This is a genomic window from Paenibacillus sp. FSL M7-0802 (assembly GCF_038004945.1).
In the GTDB taxonomy this organism is placed as follows: Bacteria; Bacillota; Bacilli; order Paenibacillales; family Paenibacillaceae; genus Paenibacillus; species Paenibacillus polymyxa_B.
On sequence record NZ_JBBOSD010000001.1, the window covers coordinates 3,740,204 to 3,758,767 of the forward strand.

General features: G+C 47.3%; 16 protein-coding genes. 15 read left to right on the forward strand and 1 reads right to left on the reverse strand.

Annotated features, from left to right (window positions below; all coding sequences use genetic code 11):
• Positions 1–465: 465 nt before the first annotated feature.
• On the forward strand, positions 466–3,384 hold the full coding sequence (locus MHB54_RS17160) for a glycosyl hydrolase (RefSeq protein ID WP_264454506.1): 2,919 nt from the start codon (positions 466–468) through the stop codon (positions 3,382–3,384).
• An 837-nt stretch (positions 3,385–4,221) separates the two neighbouring features.
• Positions 4,222–5,340 carry a slipin family protein gene (locus tag MHB54_RS17165; protein WP_069080674.1) on the forward strand — a complete coding sequence of 373 codons (1,119 nt, stop codon included), beginning with the start codon at positions 4,222–4,224 and terminating at the stop codon, positions 5,338–5,340.
• Positions 5,341–5,400: 60 nt separating this feature from the next.
• Here MHB54_RS17165 and MHB54_RS17170 read toward each other — a convergent pair whose 3' ends face one another.
• The gene (locus MHB54_RS17170) at positions 5,401–5,814 is read right to left on the reverse strand and encodes a chemotaxis protein CheW (RefSeq protein ID WP_264454507.1); all 414 of its coding nucleotides are present in this window, start codon (positions 5,812–5,814) and stop codon (positions 5,401–5,403) included.
• A gap of 275 nt (positions 5,815–6,089) precedes the next feature.
• Between MHB54_RS17170 and MHB54_RS17175 the strand changes: the two genes are divergently transcribed.
• From MHB54_RS17175 to cysW, 13 genes are all read left to right on the forward strand, one after another.
• Entirely contained in the window at positions 6,090–7,025 is a 936-nt protein-coding gene (locus MHB54_RS17175; protein ID WP_023990386.1) for a sugar-binding transcriptional regulator, read from the forward strand.
• A gap of 209 nt (positions 7,026–7,234) precedes the next feature.
• A complete protein-coding gene (gene deoC / locus MHB54_RS17180; protein WP_023990385.1) occupies positions 7,235–7,897 on the forward strand; it encodes a deoxyribose-phosphate aldolase in 663 nt (220 codons plus the stop codon).
• 30 nt (positions 7,898–7,927) lie between these two features.
• Complete coding sequence (locus tag MHB54_RS17185; protein WP_023990384.1) at positions 7,928–8,323, forward strand: cytidine deaminase; 396 nt, start codon at positions 7,928–7,930, stop codon at positions 8,321–8,323.
• Between the two features lie 75 nt (positions 8,324–8,398).
• Positions 8,399–9,577, forward strand: coding sequence for a NupC/NupG family nucleoside CNT transporter (locus MHB54_RS17190; RefSeq protein WP_068938278.1), 1,179 nt, complete (start codon positions 8,399–8,401; stop codon positions 9,575–9,577).
• 29 nt (positions 9,578–9,606) lie between these two features.
• On the forward strand, positions 9,607–10,791 hold the full coding sequence (deoB, locus tag MHB54_RS17195; RefSeq protein WP_264454508.1) for a phosphopentomutase: 1,185 nt from the start codon (positions 9,607–9,609) through the stop codon (positions 10,789–10,791).
• Between the two features lie 91 nt (positions 10,792–10,882).
• Positions 10,883–11,590, forward strand: coding sequence for a purine-nucleoside phosphorylase (gene deoD, locus MHB54_RS17200; RefSeq protein ID WP_023990381.1), 708 nt, complete (start codon positions 10,883–10,885; stop codon positions 11,588–11,590).
• 32 nt (positions 11,591–11,622) lie between these two features.
• On the forward strand, positions 11,623–12,924 hold the full coding sequence (locus MHB54_RS17205) for a pyrimidine-nucleoside phosphorylase (protein ID WP_264454509.1): 1,302 nt from the start codon (positions 11,623–11,625) through the stop codon (positions 12,922–12,924).
• A 134-nt stretch (positions 12,925–13,058) separates the two neighbouring features.
• Positions 13,059–14,108, forward strand: coding sequence for a leucine-rich repeat domain-containing protein (locus MHB54_RS17210; RefSeq protein WP_076264974.1), 1,050 nt, complete (start codon positions 13,059–13,061; stop codon positions 14,106–14,108).
• Positions 14,109–14,156: 48 nt separating this feature from the next.
• Complete coding sequence (locus MHB54_RS17215) at positions 14,157–14,417, forward strand: hypothetical protein (RefSeq protein ID WP_264454510.1); 261 nt, start codon at positions 14,157–14,159, stop codon at positions 14,415–14,417.
• A gap of 116 nt (positions 14,418–14,533) precedes the next feature.
• Positions 14,534–15,217, forward strand: a complete 684-nt coding sequence (locus MHB54_RS17220; protein ID WP_053326131.1) for a hypothetical protein — start codon at positions 14,534–14,536, stop codon at positions 15,215–15,217.
• 354 nt (positions 15,218–15,571) lie between these two features.
• Positions 15,572–16,636 carry a sulfate ABC transporter substrate-binding protein gene (locus MHB54_RS17225; protein ID WP_023990376.1) on the forward strand — a complete coding sequence of 355 codons (1,065 nt, stop codon included), beginning with the start codon at positions 15,572–15,574 and terminating at the stop codon, positions 16,634–16,636.
• Positions 16,637–16,714: 78 nt separating this feature from the next.
• Positions 16,715–17,548, forward strand: a complete 834-nt coding sequence (gene cysT / locus MHB54_RS17230) for a sulfate ABC transporter permease subunit CysT (RefSeq protein ID WP_264454511.1) — start codon at positions 16,715–16,717, stop codon at positions 17,546–17,548.
• A gap of 92 nt (positions 17,549–17,640) precedes the next feature.
• Complete coding sequence (gene cysW, locus MHB54_RS17235; protein ID WP_264454512.1) at positions 17,641–18,516, forward strand: sulfate ABC transporter permease subunit CysW; 876 nt, start codon at positions 17,641–17,643, stop codon at positions 18,514–18,516.
• Positions 18,517–18,564 lie beyond the last annotated feature (48 nt).

Here is an 18,564-nt window from a genome sequence, read left to right on the forward strand (position 1 = left end):
AACCCCTTCGCTCCGCTACTGCCCACCGCAAAGTCACTCATTTTTTCGAAATGGTGTGGAGCATGGGAAAGGCAAAAGGACTCAAAAGCTCAAAAGCTCAAAAGCTCAAAAGCTCAAAAGCTTATATACTTAAAAGAACAGAGAATCTGAAGGGCTACAAGGCCTGGAGGATTCTTTTTTTATATACTAAACGTTTATTAGGGTGAATGATTAATGGGGTGAATAACTCATAGGGTAAATGTCTAATGGGGTGAATTCGAGATAACATAATTACACATGCTTGGGTTTTTCGTCCTGGTTTCTTATGTATTTCTAGAGACTTTCGCCTCGTTTAGTTAGAATATAGAAATAAAAGGATTGACCTGGAAATTGAGATCAAGCACAATGAAGTTGAAATCAACTTGGAAGAGAAGGGAAAAGCCTTGCAGTGAAAGGGATTATAGAATTCAAAGGAGGATGTAGGTTGTGAAAAAAACGTTATTATGCTTGTTAAGTGCCAGTCTGATATTTTTAGCTGCACCGGTTTCTACTAAAGCCTTTTCGGGTGAGGTCACACAAGGCGCTGGCTCATATTCAACCACACTACCTGCCGGAGCAGCAACACCGCAAAACGAGATTTACAAAACAGCGAATGTAACCAGCCCAATGCCTACCAATGACTGGTGGAGCAGCCTCGCCTGGGTACCGTACTCCGAGGCTCAATATCCGCATCCCCTTGCCTTGAAAAATCAGCAAAACGGTTTACGCATCTTTAACCCGAGTGAGAAAATTACAGTAAATCCGGGATACATCGCAGGTTGGATGGATGATGTGAACGATTTTTCCGTCGGCCATTCTGTAAGCGCTTCATTTCCAGATGCCAAGGTGGACGGTTTCAGCGACTGGTTTGTCAAATCATTATTTCAAAGCGGCAGCAATAAAATGAGTGCTACCTATGGACACGGCTCCCCCTATGTTTTTTTTGAGTTTGGCGGTGGCAATCCCAAGCTTTCATTTAATGGGGTGCCAGAGGTTTGGTCTGGGTCAGCTAGTTCCCCTGTGCTTGGCATTACGGTTAATGGCTCACACTATGGTCTGTTTGGTCCTTCCGGCAGCACCTGGTCTGGCCTCGGAACGAGTACTCTGATCAATCAATTGAACGGGAAAAACTATTTTACAGTGGCGGCTTTGCCTGACAAAACAACCGCGACATTGGACAAATTTCAGCAATACGCCTATTCTTTCGTTACAAACTCCAAAGCACAGTACAGCTATAACGAAGCCTCTTCCGAAGTGACGACCACCTTTACTGTTGCGACAACAGCGAAGGAAGGCACGCAAAGCGGTACTATTTTTGCCTTATACCCGCATCAGTGGAAAAATTCATCACAACCCCTGCTAGGCTATACGTACAATTCTGTACGCGGTCTGATGAAAACAGCAGAAGGTGCTTCTTTTCAAACGAAAATGAAGTTTACAGGGGTACTGCCTTCCCTGCCCGACTTGGGGTCCTACGATAAAAATACGCTCAACAGTTATATAGACGAAGCGAAAGCGGAAGTCTACTCCGGCGATAGAGACACGTACTGGACTGGAAAACGTCTGGGCAAGCTAGCAGCGCTGGCGCCGATTGCCGACCAGGCTGGCAATACCGCAGCAGCGACCCAGTTCCGCAATGAGATCAAAAGCCGGCTGCAGGACTGGTTTAAGGCCAGTGACAGCTCGGGTAATCTGAAAAGCTCCAGTCTATTTGTGTATAACAACAATTGGGGGACACTGATCGGTTATCCCGACAGCTTTGGCAGTGCGGTAGAATTAAATGACCATCACTTCCATTATGGATACTTTATCAAGGCCGCAGCCGAAATTGCACGTGTGGACAAGAGCTGGGCATCCAATTCCCAATGGGGGCAGATGGTACAGCTGCTCATTCGCGACATCGCCAATACCGACAGGTCTGATTCGAAATTTCCGTATTTGCGTAATTTTGATCCCTATGCCGGGCATACCTGGGCTTCCGGCCATGCCAAATTTGGTGATGGCAACAACAATGAATCCTCCTCGGAAGCGATGAATGCTTGGGCAGGTCTTATTTTATGGGGCGAGGCGACGGGAAATACTCAAACTCGTGATCTGGGCATCTATCTATACACAACGGAAATGAATGCGATTAACGAATACTGGTTTGATGTGCATGGCACAAACACCCCAGCAGGGATGCAAAGCGCGACGGCAAGCATGATCTGGGGTGGTAAAACGGTAGGGAATGCAACATGGTGGACCAATAATGCCGCAGAGGTTCATGGTATCAACTGGCTACCGATCACCTCGGCTTCCTTGTATCTGACGCAGTATTCAGATTATGCAGCTAAAAATTATAACGATCTGCTGCGAAAAAGCGGTGGGAATTTCAATCCATGGGAAGATATTGTGTATATGTACAGAGCGATCTCGGACCCGTCCGATGCCAAGGCCAAATTCAGTGCACGCGTAGCGGCCATGACACCGGAAGCGGGAAATTCCAAGGCGAATGCCTACCACTGGATCTACAATTTGGATGCTTTAGGCAACATCGACCGCAGCATCACTGCTAATTCACCTATTTATGCCGTATTTCATAAAAACGGTGTAAAAACTTATGTGGCCTACAATTTTACAAACCAAGTCAAAACAGTAACCTTCTCAGATGGGCACAGTATTACCGTGCAGCCGAATAGCTTTAATACCGGAAATGGAAGCGGCGGTGGCAATCCGCAACCTGATACAGAGGCTCCATCCATCCCGGCGAATGTTCGAGCTACGACCAAAACGGCTTCGGTAGTCACTCTGGAGTGGGATGCAGCTACAGACAATGTTGGCGTTACGGGTTATATCGTTTATAAGAACGGGGCTCAGGCAGCAGAGATAAGCGGTACTTCCGCTTCAATTACAGGGCTGAATGCAGCTTCCACTTACAGCTTTACCGTTAAGGCTCGCGATGCAGCTGGTAACCTATCTGCAGCAAGCAATGCGGTAGGGGTAACGACAGACCCAGCATCTGGCGGTAATGAGGGTGGTGGAGAAACGGAGGATTATAAAGTAGGAGCTCGCTTTGTCAGCGATCATGAAGCATTGCTTCAATTTACACCCAAAACAGCCTCGGTCTATGTTGACGTGCATTATACTTTAACGGGTGGACAACAGCTCAATTACCGAATGACAAACAACGGCGGTGTCTGGGAGCAGCGGGTTACAGACCTCGATATCGGGAAGGCTGTCAGCTATTGGTTTACCTATGAAAAGGCGGGATTGCAATACGAGACCCCTTCATTCAGCTATACACACCAGCAGACTGCTTCTACAACGACAGACGTTCCACAACTTCCACTACCGAGCGTTGATCCCGTTTTCGAAAAAACATCCTAGTGGATCAGGCCTAAGATACGAACGCGACAGTTAACTATAGAAAGAAAGACACAAGGGAAGCAAATACGCTTCTCCTGTGTCTTTTTTTGTTTTTTTATAGGGTCGTAATACTTTCGCCATGTTCGTGAGTTCCAGGTTGCGCGATAATGATAAAGGCTGATACAGGAAGATATTACCGAGGCGAGGATTTCCAAAGGTCCCGCAGTGCCTGCCCTGATGGGGTCAGGTATCCTGTAATTCTGATGTATCCACCAACATTAGGGTTCAATTCCCAATCGCCTTCCACGCGACTTCTGGTAGAGTATTCGAATGATCGAATAAAAACAATGAAAAGACCCGGATAAGAGCATCCCATGTCTGGTCTCGATGACAGGTACCGGGGCGATGGCTATGCGGCCAGCGGATACCGGAGAGAGCAAGCGCCGACAGGGTTCGAGGCTTCGGGGATACAGATTCACAATCGATGTTGGGCTGATGAATTCCATCCCTAGAACACGGAAACAGGCGGTATCTTTCTTTTTCCTTAAGCTTGACCCCGCCGTCCACACCGAAGGGATGCTCTGCAAGGGTCACTAACCCTACTACAACAAATAAAAATAAAAAATCCTCATTTTAAAAATGTGTGTTTACTATAACATGCGAATCAGCGGAGCGGACCATTTGAATCTGAAGAAGCGAAGCGTTCGCCTTTGCAGTGGAATTCCTACCTTTGAATGTTTTATGTAATTGAAGGAATTCCACTGCAACAGCGATCGGAAGATCAAATGGAACGTGAAGCCGCTACACGCGGAAATGTACATTTTTAAGTTGAGGATTTTAAATACTAGGAGTGATACGATGTTTAAGAAGATAACGATTAAATCTGATGAGCGCGGGCTGCTGTTCAAAAAAGGAAGCTACCACAAGTTGTTGCACCCAGGAACTTACCTATTGAAAACATTTCGGCAGGAAGCAGTTGAAATTTTGAATGTAGCCGAACCATTTTTTGTACCTGATCATGACATTCGTTTGTTTTTGACAGATCCCCTATTGCTTGAGCAATTGAATGTCATTGATGTAGAGGACCATGAATATGTGTTGCATTATGAGGATAATCGATTTGTGGAGCTACTGACGGCAGGAAAATATGCTTTTTGGAACATGCTCAAGAAACATCGTTTTGTTCGTGCAGATACTCGGCAGCCTGCGATTGATAAGGCATTGGGGCAAGCATTCTTGTCCAAGACACCGGGCTTCTGGAAGGCACTTCAGGTGGGCAGCTATGAATTGGGATTTTTATATTACGATAATGTGTTGCAGGGTGAGCTGAAACCGGGCAAATATTATTTCTGGATGTCCACAGTGAATACAGAGATCAAAACGATAGATATGCGACAACAGCAGATGGACCTGATGGGACAGGAAATCATGACAGAGGACAAAATCACGCTGCGCCTCAACTTCGTCTGTCAGTACCGTATCATCGACCCGTTGCGGGCGTTGGAATTCAGGGCATACGAGGAACAAATGTACATTATGCTTCAACTGCTGCTGCGCGAATATGTTGGCACGATGAAGCTGGATGATTTGCTGAAAATGAAGCAGGAGATTGCGGAATATGTTTTGACTCGACTGAATGAGCAGAGCGGCGAATATGGAGTGACTTTTACGTCAGCAGGGGTGAAGGATATTATTTTGCCGGGGGATATCAAGGATATTCTGAATACCGTGCTGTTGGCAGAGAAGAAGGCACAGGCCAACCTCATCACACGACGTGAAGAGACGGCATCCACTCGTAGTCTGCTCAATACGGCCAAGCTGATGGACGAGAATGCCACCCTCTTTCGTCTTAAAGAACTGGAATTCATGGAAAAAATCTGCGAGAAGATTGGCACGATTTCGCTGACTGGCGGGAATACGTTGCTGGAGCAGCTGAACACGCTGGTTCACATGAAAGAGGGGCAGGGACTCCAATAACTGAAAATACTCCCGAACGATGAGTGCAAGCCGGCTCAAGGTTTGGGAGTATTTTGCGTTTTAGTTTGTCTTGGTGGATGCAAGAAAAGCGTCCATATCGATCACCGGAATGAGGGTACCCTGATGCTCCATCACAGTAGGGAACAACTCGCGCTGCCACTCTTCCTCATTGCTTTGTAGCTGACTGTCCTCGGCAGAAGCCGTGTCCTCCACCTGATCGACAAGTAGAGCAATCTTCGCACGGCTGAGCAAAATCATTTTGTCCTCGGCGGAATCGCTTGATACAGGAAGAAACAGCTTTTTGCGTAAATTAAGGATCGTAAATACGTTGCCACGAATAGTCACCATTCCTTCATGCCACGCCTCGGAAAAGGGAAGCGGCGTTCCTTTTTTGGCATTCATGACTTCTTCTACTTCCACAAAGTTTAACGCGAACTTTTTGTCCGCCAGACTGCACACAATAAATTCAGACATAGCAATTCTCCTTACATATTCAGATAAGCCATCACAGGTTGTGAATGAGCGGTAAAATGGGTTAACTATTGCGTTTTGACAGATGGAACGATAAAGTTGAGGATGCGGTAAAGTAGTTGTAGTTAATCACAGAATATCACAAACGAGCAGTTAAATCTTCCAAATTAACAACTATACGGCCAAGGCGTGGCTTCAAGTTTCCCTTCATATATAATGTTTGGGACTAAAGCTGTGTCCGCTGGCACTACATTTTAAGATAAGCGGGTTGAGGTAGAATGGATCATGAAAAGCAGCGATTAAGTATCGAGGCAGCCAGATTATACTATCTAAACGACTACAGTCAGCAAGATATCGCGGTCAGACTCGGGGTTTCGCGTCCTACGGTATCGCGGTTACTGCAGGCTGCCAAGGAACAGGGATACGTGCGGATCAGTATTGTGGACCCGATGGAGGATATGGACGCGCTCGGAGAGCAGGTGAAGAAGAAGTACGGACTGGATACCGTGTTAGTCTGTTATTCGCCGTTAAATGAATATCAGGAGATCAAGAAGCATATCAGCAAAAAAGCAGCCGATTATTTGCATGAAACGGTACAGGATGCTGATATTATTGGAGTGACATGGGGAACAACGATGCATGCCGTGGCCCTTCATCTCCAACAAAAGCAGGTCAAGGGTGTTGAGGTGGTTCAGCTCAAAGGAGGCGTGAGCCATTCACATGTCAACACATATGCCGTGGAAACCGTGAATTTGTTCGCAGAAGCCTTTCATACTATAGCACGGTATTTGCCGCTGCCTGTGATTTTCGACAGTCACGCCGTTAAGAAAATGGTCGAGGAGGATCGGCATATCCAGCGTATCATTGAACTTGGCAAGCAGGCGAACATCGCTGTGTTTACGGTGGGTACGGTCAAGGAGGATGCATTGCTGTTCCGATTGGGTTATTTTAACGGGGAAGAGCAGAAGCTACTGCAAAGAATCGGCAAGGGCGATATTTGCTCGCGCTTTTTTGACGCTGAGGGCAACATATGCAGTCAGGAAATCAATAGCCGTACCGTCGGGATTGATTTGCCTGATTTGCGAAAGAAGGAGAAGTCCATTCTCGTCGCTGGAGGCCAGCGTAAAGTGGAGGCCATTCGGGCATCGCTGCGTGGAAAGTATGCGAATATCTTGGTGACAGATCAGTTTACGGCACAAGCACTTTTACAATAGAGCAAGTCGTTCTCAATCCAGCAAAATACACGGTTATGGCGTTTCCCTACAGGGTAATATGAATTGTAGGTGACGCCTTGCGCATAAGCTTGAACATAATTTCAAAATGTGTTTTACATATGTTCAAAGGCGTGCTATGATGGTCTCATCACAGAGAAATAAAGGACTTTTGTCTTCACACTATTTATCTAATGAAGGAGCTTTTAGATATGAACATTGCAGCATTAATCGACCATACATTGTTGCGTGCAGATGCGACGAAGGATGAATTTACGAAATTGACTACCGAGGCAAAAAAATATCAGTTTGCTTCTGTATGTGTGAACCCGACGTGGGTAGCTTATGCAGCAGAACAGCTCGCAGGCACAGGCGTAGCCATCTGTACAGTTATCGGTTTCCCGCTGGGAGCGAGCACGTCCGCAACGAAAGCATTTGAAACGAAAGATGCTATTGCTAACGGTGCGACTGAAATCGATATGGTTATTAACATAGGTGCTTTGAAGGCACGTGATGTACAGCTCGTCGAGCAGGACATCCGTGCGGTCGTGGAGGCAGCTGCCGGTACACTGGTAAAAGTGATTATCGAAACATGCCTGCTGACAGACGAAGAGAAGGTACTGGCATGTGAGCTGTCCGTCAAAGCGGGAGCGAATTTTGTGAAAACCTCGACAGGCTTCTCAACAGGTGGAGCTACTGCGGAAGATGTGGCTTTGATGCGCAAAACGGTAGGACCTGAGATTGGTGTCAAGGCTTCAGGCGGTGTACGCAGTTTGGAAGACGTGCAAAAATTAGTAGAAGCTGGCGCAAGTCGGATCGGTGCAAGTTCCGGTGTGAAGATCATCGAGGGCGAGCAGTCAACATCTTCCTACTAAGTTTATTTTAAAGTCATGGAGGGATTCGCGATGAAGGATCAATTGATTCAGAAAGCGCTTGAGGCGCGTAAACAGGCATACGTTCCGTATTCTAATTTTCAGGTGGGTGCTGCGGTTCTCGGAAGCGATGGCACGATTTATCACGGATGTAATGTGGAAAATGCCTCCTACGGCTTATGCAATTGTGCAGAGCGGACAGCGATTTTCAAAATGGTATCCGAAGGCTGCCGTCAAATTGATTCGATTGCGATAGTAGCTGATACGGAAGGGCCTGTGTCTCCATGTGGAGCCTGTCGTCAGGTTATTTCCGAATTTGCTCATCAAGATACCAAAATTTATCTGACAAACCTTCATGGCAACACGGAAGAGTGGACGGTGGATCAATTACTGCCGGGTGCTTTTCGACCTGCGGATCTGGGGAAATAAAAAAAAGAATGCCTCTTTGGAGCGCATTCTTTTTACGGGGAATGTAAGCGCTTAATGTAATGAGGGGGAAATTAAATGAAATATGTAATCGCTCTGGTGGGACTGCTCGTTGTATTTGCACTTACTTACGTTGCCAGCAGTGACAAGCGTAAAATCAGGTATCGTCCGCTGATAGTTATGGTTGTTCTGCAAGCAGCGCTTGCTTGTGTGCTATTAAATACACGTATTGGCGAATTTCTGGTCAAAGGCTTTGCAAAAGGTTTTAATAGTCTTTTGGCATATGCAACTGAAGGGATTAACTTTGTTTTTGGCGGAATTGCGAATGAAGGAGCAGCACCGTTCTTTATCGGTGTACTGCTGCCAATCGTGTTTATATCTGCGCTGATTGGTATATTGCAATATGTAAAAGTGTTACCTTTTATTATTAAATATATCGGGCTTGTCTTGAGCAAAGTAAACGGAATGGGTAAACTGGAATCCTACAACGCTGTAGCTTCGGCTATCTTGGGTCAATCCGAGGTGTTTATTTCCGTTAAGAAGCAAATTGGTCTGCTGCCAAAACATCGGTTGTATACACTGTGTGCGTCTGCGATGTCTACGGTGTCCATGTCGATTGTGGGAGCTTACATGCAAATGTTAAATCCCAAATATGTGGTCACAGCTTTGGTATTGAACCTGTTCGGCGGCTTTATTATCGCTTCCATTATTAATCCGTACAAGATTGAGAAGGAAGACGATTTACTGGAGGTTCAGGAGGAAGAGAAGCAGTCCTTCTTCGAAATGCTCGGGGAATATATTATGGACGGTTTCAAGGTTGCTATTACGGTAGCTGCAATGCTGATCGGTTTTGTGGCGCTGATTGCCATGGTTAACGGGATTTTCTCTTGGTTGTTTGGAATCAGCTTTCAGGCGCTGCTTGGATATGTGTTTGCGCCTTTCGCTTTTGTCATGGGTATTCCGTGGAACGAAGCCGTTCAGGCGGGCAGCATTATGGCTACCAAACTCGTGTCCAACGAATTCGTGGCCATGCTTGATCTGACCAAGCAAACAGGCTTGTCGGAGCGCACGGTCGGGATCGTATCGGTATTCCTCGTATCCTTTGCTAACTTCTCATCCATCGGTATCATTTCCGGGGCTGTGAAGGGTTTGCATGAAAAACAAGGAAATGTGGTGGCCCGCTTTGGTCTGAAGCTGTTGTACGGGGCAACGCTGGTTAGCGTGCTGTCGGCAACGATTGCAGGGTTGTTTTTGTAAAAAAAACAGCGAGTTAGGAAAGGATTTTTATGATGTCTAAATTCAAACGAATTCACTTGGTGGTTATGGACTCGGTTGGTATCGGCGAAGCGCCGGATGCTGCCCAGTTTGATGATTACGATGTAGATACACTCGGTCATATTGCCCGCGAACGCGGTGGTCTAAAGATGCCGAATATGGGTAAGCTCGGTCTATCCAATATTCGTTCCATAGAAGGTGTGGAAGTGGCCGACAAGCCGCTTGCGTATTACACTAAGATGCAGGAAGCGTCCAATGGCAAGGATACGATGACGGGTCATTGGGAAATCATGGGCTTGAATATTGCTGTTCCTTTCCGTGTATTTCCTGATGGGTTCCCGGATGAGCTGATTCAGCGCATTGAGGAGCACACAGGCCGCAAAGTTATTGGCAATAAGCCGGCCAGTGGAACGGAAATCATGGATGAGCTGGGTGAAGAACACGTGAAAACTGGAGCGCTCATCATCTATACCTCGGCGGACTCTGTGCTGCAAATTGCGGCGCATGAGGAAGTTGTACCTTTGAAAGAGCTCTATGAGATTTGCGAGTTCTGCCGTAAAATCACGCTGGAAGATCCGTACATGCTGGGTCGCATTATTGCACGTCCGTTCGTAGGCGAGGCAGGGAACTTCTCTCGTACCTCCAACCGACATGATTATGCGCTCAAACCGTTTGGTCGCACCACCATGAACGAGCTGAAGGATGCAGGTCTAGATGTGATCGCCTTGGGTAAAATCTCCGACATTTATGACGGTGAGGGTGTGACGAAGGCGGTGCGTACGGTGTCCAATATGGACGGCATGGATAAGCTGGTGGCTACGCTCGATGAGGATTTCACCGGATTAAGTTTTCTGAATTTGGTGGACTTTGACGCTGTATACGGTCACCGTCGTGATCCGCAGGGGTATGGTCAAGCCTTGGACGATTACGATGCGCGTCTGCCAGAGGTTTTTGCCAAAATGACCGATGACGATCTGCTAATCATCACTGCGGACCATGGGAATGACCCGACGTATCGGGGAACGGATCACACCCGCGAATATGTACCTTTGCTGGCATATTCCCCGCGTTTTACAGCTGGGGGCAAGGAGCTTGCGGTTCGTAAAACCTTTGCTGATATTGGAGCGACCGTGGCGGATAACTTTGGTGTGAAACTGCCTGAACACGGAACGAGCTTTTTGGCAGACCTTCAGTAATCAAGGACCAGCAAGAGTACAAGCAAGATTACTAGTAACGATATAAATAACGATACAAGCATGGACAAATGGGACGGAGGAATAAAAAAACATGAGTGTACACATTGGAGCCAAACCCGGAGAAATTGCAGAAACGATTTTGCTGCCAGGAGACCCGTTACGGGCTAAGTTTATTGCTGAAACGTATCTGGAGGACGTGACCTGCTACAACGAGGTACGCGGAATGCTCGGATTCACGGGTACGTACCAAGGCAAACGCCTATCTGTACAGGGAACTGGGATGGGGCTGCCTTCCATCAGTATTTATGTCAACGAACTGATTAGCGAATATGGTGTGAAAAACCTGTTCCGCGTGGGTACATGCGGCGGAATGAAGGAGCATGTGCACGTTCGTGACGTCATTTTGGCACAGGCATCCTGTACGGATTCCGGCATGAACCGCCATATCTTTGGCGGCTACGATTACTCGCCGATTGCCAGCTTCAATCTATTGAAGGGCGCTTATGATCGCGGTGTTGCCAAAGGCTTGAACATGCATGTCGGCAATGTATTCAGCTCAGACAGCTTCTACCGTGATGACAAATCAGTGGTACAAAAGCTGATGGAATACGGCGTGCTGGGTGTAGAGATGGAAACTTCGGCTTTGTACACGCTGGCAGCCAAGTTTGGCGTAAACGCACTGACGATTCTGACGGTAAGCGATCATTTGCTGACGGGGGAAGAAACGACCGCAGAAGAACGGCAAACAACTTTTAAAGAAATGATGGAAGTTGCACTGGATACAGCAGTATCTCTGTAAACGATCATACGCACAGTGAGGAGAAATGACATATGAGAATGGTAGACTTGATTGAGAAAAAACGTGACGGAAAAGAACTGAGTACAGAGGAAATTAATTTTATTATCCAAGGCTACACTCAGGGTGAAATTCCTGATTATCAAGTCAGTGCATTGGCGATGTCCATTTTCTTCAAAGATATGACTGAACGCGAACGCGCTGATCTGACAATGGCGATGGTTCATTCGGGTGATACCATTGATCTGTCCGCGATTGAAGGTGTAAAGGTCGATAAGCATTCCACTGGCGGTGTGGGTGATACGACAACGCTGGTACTGGCTCCGCTCGTAGCGGCCTTGGACATTCCGGTAGCCAAAATGTCAGGCCGCGGCCTCGGACATACCGGAGGAACGATCGACAAGCTGGAAGCTATTGCAGGCTTCCACGTCGAAATCAGCAAGGACGAATTTGTGGATTTGGTGAATCGCAGCAAAATTGCGGTCATCGGGCAAAGCGGCAACCTGACACCTGCGGACAAAAAGCTGTATGCCTTGCGTGACGTTACAGCGACGGTCAACTCGATTCCGCTGATTGCCAGCTCGATTATGAGTAAGAAAATCGCTGCTGGCTCCGATGCCATCGTGCTTGATGTAAAAACAGGTGCAGGCGCATTTATGAAAACCGTAGATGATGCCAAAGCACTGGCACATGCCATGGTGTGCATCGGTAACAATGTGGGTCGAAAAACGATGGCAGTCATTTCCGATATGAGTCAACCGCTGGGTCTGGCCATCGGTAACTCGCTGGAAGTGAAAGAAGCGATTGATACGCTGCGTGGCGAAGGACCAAAAGATCTGGAAGAGCTGTGTATGGCTTTGGGCAGTCAGATGGTGTTTTTGGCAGGGAAAGCAGAATCCCTCGAAAACGCCGAAGAGAAGCTCAAAGAAGTCATTCGCAATGGCAAAGCACTGGAGAAATTCAAAGAGTTTATTGCAAATCAGGGCGGTGACGCTTCTGTAGTGGATCATCCTGAACGCTTGCCGCAAGCGCAATATCTTATTGAGGTGCCTGCGAAGCAGGACGGTGTGGTAGCTGAAATCGTGGCTGACGAAATCGGTACCGCAGCGATGTTGCTTGGAGCAGGACGTGCGACCAAAGAATCCGAGATTGATCTGGCTGTCGGCTTGATGCTGAACAAAAAGGTCGGGGATGCTGTTCAAAAAGGCGATTCACTGGTTACTATCCATGCGAACCGTGAAGATGTAGCCCAAGTGCTGGAGAAAATCTACGCCAACATCCGTATTGCGGATCACGCGGAAGCGCCAGTACTAATCTACGGAACAGTGACAGAGTAAGCGATAAGCCATATTTATAAAGTCGTGTTGAGTGTCTTTGATCAAGTTTGAAAAATATGACAGCCGGACTCATAATAGATATGAGTTCGGCTTTTTTTATTGTAAGGCCGAGGGTTGCACAGAGGGGGAGAGACATGTTCAGATTATACAGCGATGTCCGGGGAGCAGCCTATGAAAGACTGATTGATTATGCTATGGAACGGGCAGACACGTTTATGCTGGGCATACATAAATGGGCGACAGAGGATGAGAATGGAGTGATCGACCAGGATGTCCTGTTCAAGGAATTGTTACAGCAATTGAATCCTTTTATGCTGTCCACACACTCCTATGAGGAAATTAGGGGCATCCATTCCATTGCCTACACACAAGGAACATTTTACCGATACCAGTGTGCGCCCGAGGCAGGGGGATTATTAAAGCAGGCGGCGTCTAGTTTGTTTTCCTGGGTACATCCCCAATTACCTGAGGATTTGTGCTTCCAGAATGCGGAGGGAAGGGATTGGATCATTAACATAGCTCACGAACGAATAGGTGGACTAAACATGGCTACAGAAGAAGCGGATGAATTGGAGAAGCTTATCCCCGGTGTGTTTATTCACAAACCTGAATATCATCAGAATATAGATATTTTTCTGGACGATGCTATTCGGCATCAACCGGATCGAGTAGAGCTTATGCGGTTTGGCTTGAGGGAGATACCGGAACGGATTAGAGAATTGTATTCCCTGAAGCATCTGACTATTTTCGAGCAGGATATACGAACACTACCGCACGCTTTGTTCGAATTGGAATCGTTGGAGTCACTGACGATACAAGTAGCGGATTTGGAAGAGCTACCCGCTGACATTGCCAAGCTAACCCATCTCAAAAACCTGAGGATCAGCTGTGGATGCTATGATCGTCCGGCCCCAGATTTCAAAGTGATTCCCAAGGCGGAGCTGGCATTTCGGCATTTGCCTCCTGAAATCGGAGAGCTGCAACAACTGGAGTATCTGGATGTCCAGTATAGCGGAATCCGTACGTTGCCTCCTGAATTACAAAACCTGAAAAATCTGCGTTCCTTGGACATTGTGAATGGATTCATCGAATCGGCACCCGATTTTATATACAAAATGACCTGGCTGGATCGCTTCCTTATAGAAGATAAGCCGTTCCATCTGTGCAATCACGGTGACGACTGAAGGAAAGATAAGAAGAGGAGGAAATCAAATGGTGGAGAGGAACGCAAGTTGTACATCAGTATCAAGAATACAGGTAAGCAACCCATACAATACAAGCTCAATAGTGCGAATGGATTAGACTTGCAAGGGTCAACGAGCGGGTTTTCCAGCCGAACGTTGCAGCTGGGAGAACGCCACGATCTGGTGTTTGTAAAGCCAGAGGGACAGGATGAAGCTGCAAATGACTCCTTAAAAGAGATGATTTTAAAAGTAAGTACGGACGATGGATCGCAAGGAAACGTTAAAACCTTCGCATATATTACACTGTAAGCTCCTTCCAGAAAGGGCACGACATGCGGTCATTAGTCTACTTATGTTACAATAGAACGGTTGAAGACTTAATGAACAGAATAGGTCAGAGCAGAAAGCAGAAAGGATGACCCGTTGTGCCCAAAAACCATGAATTCGGTAATCAAAAGATGTCACGGAGGCTGTCACTCACAGCCATTTTACTTACACTTACCTTTGTAGCACTTACTGGCTGTGGTCAGGATAAGAATGCTGAAACCATTGATACTGGAAGCAGTACAAGCGTGATCGAGAACGGAGCCGGTGGTAGTCGTAGCGGTTCAGCCCAAAGTGACAAAACAGCGAAAGAGAGCAAGAGTGCAGAAAACAGCGGTACTGATGCACAAAAATCAACTCCTTCGGCTCCATCTGCTTCATCGGATACATCTTCTTCTCCGGCAACCTCCAATCCATCGCAAAATCCATTTGAGGTAGCAGGTATTCAAGATCCTAAAGCGTTTTTGAACACGTTCAAAGCGCTGCAGAAGGCAGTTGCCGACAATGACAAGGAAAAAGTGGCCAATTATATTTTGTACCCTCTGCGTGTTAATGATAGTGAAAAGTCGCTAACGATTCCGAATAAGAAAGATTTTATGGCCAAGTATGATCAGATTTTTACGGACGCAATTCGCGAGGCGCTGGTGAATCAAAAGACAGATGATTTGTTTGTTAATTATCAGGGAGTCATGGTGGGATCGGGTGAACTGTGGTTGAGAAGAGCTACGGACAATCCGAAGCTTTTTGGAGTCTTTTCGATTAATCTTGAAACGGTTGCCAACTAAGTCGTACTTCGTGTGTAAATGACCTCTAAACGGTCGGAAACATATATAATGTTTCTGACTGCCCCCCCTTAAAGAAAGAAAAGTCCAGATGATACATACCAAAAAAAGGTTTGACATCACTCCTAAACTCTCGTATTATATCCATATAACTCATTAAACAGGTAGGAATTAAAGAATTAATGTATGATCTCGCCATTTTGGCGGAGAACCTCTAGGAACAGCAGGCAGACACTGTCCACGTGACAGGTTTGACCTATCAGGGCTGCATCAGGGAATTCTCCGCTCTTTTTTTGATTATGTCTGTCAATAACAGGCGTAAATGAATACAAATTACATAGAATTCGGGGTGTCTTGATGAAAAGGCAATGGAAAAGTGGACTTATTCTCGGACTATCTTTGGTTTTAACGATTATGCTAAGCGCTTGCGGGGCAAGCAAGGGAGGGACGCAGGCGGATGGTAGCTCTGCTGCCGGTTCCAAGGACGTGGAGTTACTCAATGTTTCTTATGATCCGACCCGTGAGCTGTATGAGGCATATAATAAAGCATTTGCCGCCCATTGGGAGAAGGAGAAAGGGCAGAAGGTTACGATCAAGCAATCTCACGGAGGATCTGGCAAGCAAAGTCGTTCTGTGCAGGACGGACTGGACGCGGACGTGGTAACTCTGGCCCTGGGTTATGATATTGATGCGCTACAGGAAAAAGGACTCGTTAAAGAGGGGTGGCAAAGTAAATATGAGCATAACAGCGCCCCGTACACTTCAACCATCGTGTTACTGGTACGCAAAGGGAACCCGAAAGGGATTAAGGACTGGGACGATTTAATCCGTGGCGATGTGCAAGTTATTACACCGAATCCTAAAACTTCGGGTGGAGCACGTTGGAACTATCTTGCAGCCTGGGCCTATGCGCTCAAGAAGAACAATAACGATGAAGCCAAGGCCCAGCAGTTTGTACAGGAGCTGTATAAGCATGTGCCGGTACTGGATAGCGGAGCACGTGGAGCGACAACGACTTTCGTAGAGCGTGGAATTGGCGATGTACTGATCGCTTGGGAAAATGAAGCACTGCTCTCGGTGAAGGAGCTGGGTGCGGACAAATTCGATATCGTGTATCCGTCGATCAGTATTTTGGCGGAACCACCGGTAGCGGTAGTTGATAAGGTGGTAGATAAAAAAGGTACACGCGAGGTGGCGGACGCATACCTGAAATATTTGTACAGTGAAGAAGGGCAGACCATTGCTGCCGAAAATTATTATCGCCCAACACTGGAGAGCGTGACGGCAAAGTTCAAGGATCAATTTCCTAAATTGGAGCTCGTGACCTTGAAGGATGTATTCGGGACATGGAAGGAGACGCAGCAGAAGCATTTCAGCGACAAGGGCATTTTTGACCAGATTTATGTACCCGGCAGTTCATAAAATAGGTGGACTGTGTAGGGATTGGGTCGGTAGCCGCAAGTGTCATAGTGAATGGATTCAGAGAGGGATGGACAGAACATGAGTCAAGTGCAAGCCACTCGAAAACGCGTACTTCCCGGGTTCGGGTTAACAATGGGTTATAGTGTGCTGTATCTCAGTCTGGTGGTGCTGGTGCCTTTATCGGCACTGCTTCTGAATTCAACTGGACTGACGTGGGAGAAATTTTGGGACGTGGCGACTGATGTTAGGGTGCTGGCTTCCTACAAGGTAAGCTTTTTGTGTGCTGCGGCTGCGGCGCTGATCGACCTGTTTCTCGGTTTATTGATAGCCTGGGTGCTGGTGCGTTATGAGTTTCCGGGAAAACGAATTTTTGATGCGGTGATTGATCTGCCCTTTGCTTTGCCTACTGCGGTAGCGGGGGTTGCTTTGACTGCTCTGTATGCGCAGAACGGCTGGATCGGTTCATTGTTTGAACCGCTTGGATGGAGGCTGGCATACTCTCAGACGGGAATTACGCTAGCATTGATGTTTATTGGCATTCCATTCGTCGTACGGACAGTGCAGCCGGTTTTGGAGGAGCTGGATAAGGACGAGGAGGAGGTCGCTGCTACGCTGGGAGCTGGCAGGTGGCGTATCTTCTGCAGCGTTATTGTGCCGGAGCTGGTGCCACCGCTGTTGACGGGTTTTGCGCTCGCCTTTGCCCGTGGTATAGGCGAGTACGGTTCTGTCGTCTTCATCTCTGGCAATATGCCGATGAAGACGGAAATTGCTCCACTGCTCATAATGTCCAAGCTGGAGCAAAATGACTATGCAGGAGCTACGGCAGTAGCGTTGATGCTGTTGGTAATTTCATTCTTGCTGTTACTCGTGATTAACAGCATTCAGCGCTGGTCACGGCGCCGTGCAGTTTAACGTAACTGCCTAAACGCAACTGTCTAATGTGACTATCTAATGTTAACATGAAGGGCTGCGCATGATATCCACGTTCTAAGGAGGGATAGATTATGTCACAAGCGATAACTGGGCAGGAGCTTGCTTCTGCACCAGTGCCTTCATCTGCACCGCCCAACAGGGTCACGACCGAGGCCGCTTGGGTGAAGTGGACGCTGATTGGTGCTGCTTTTTTAGCTTTGCTCTGGGTGCTGGTATTGCCGCTAATCGTCGTGCTTACCGAAGCACTCAAGCAAGGATGGGGCGTATACGTCGAAGCGTTACGGGACCCGGATGCCATGTCCGCATTGCGGTTGACGCTGCTGGTGGCAGCGATAACGGTACCGCTGAATACGGTATTTGGTGTAGCTGCCGCTTGGCTGATCACGAAATTTCAATTTCGCGGCAAAGGCTTGCTGGTCACCTTAATTGATTTACCCTTTGCCATCTCTCCTGTCGTCGGAGGGCTGATGTATGTATTAGTGTTCGGCGCACAGGGCTGGCTTGGACCGTGGTTGGACGAGCATGATATTAAAATTATATTTGGTTTGCCTGGTATTATTTTAGCGACGCTGTTCATCACCTTTCCATTTGTGGCGCGAGAACTCATTCCAATGATGGAAGATCAGGGACAGCAGGAGGAAGAAGCGGCTGTCATGCTGGGCGCGCGCGGTTGGCGCATTTTCTGGAAAGTGACGCTGCCGAACATCAAGTGGGGTTTGTTGTATGGCATCATTTTGTGTAATGCGCGAGCCATGGGTGAGTTCGGTGCAGTGTCCGTCGTTTCTGGACATATCCGTGGAGAGACGAATACACTGCCGCTGCATGTAGAAATTTTGTATAACGAATATCAGTTCTCGGCATCTTTTGCGGTGGCCTCGTTGTTATTGTTACTTGCTCTGGCAACCTTGGTACTTAAAAGCTGGTTTGGACGCAAACGCGTGCATTAATTTATGATTTTGTATATGATCCCTCAGGGCCTCTCTTTGCGTCTATCG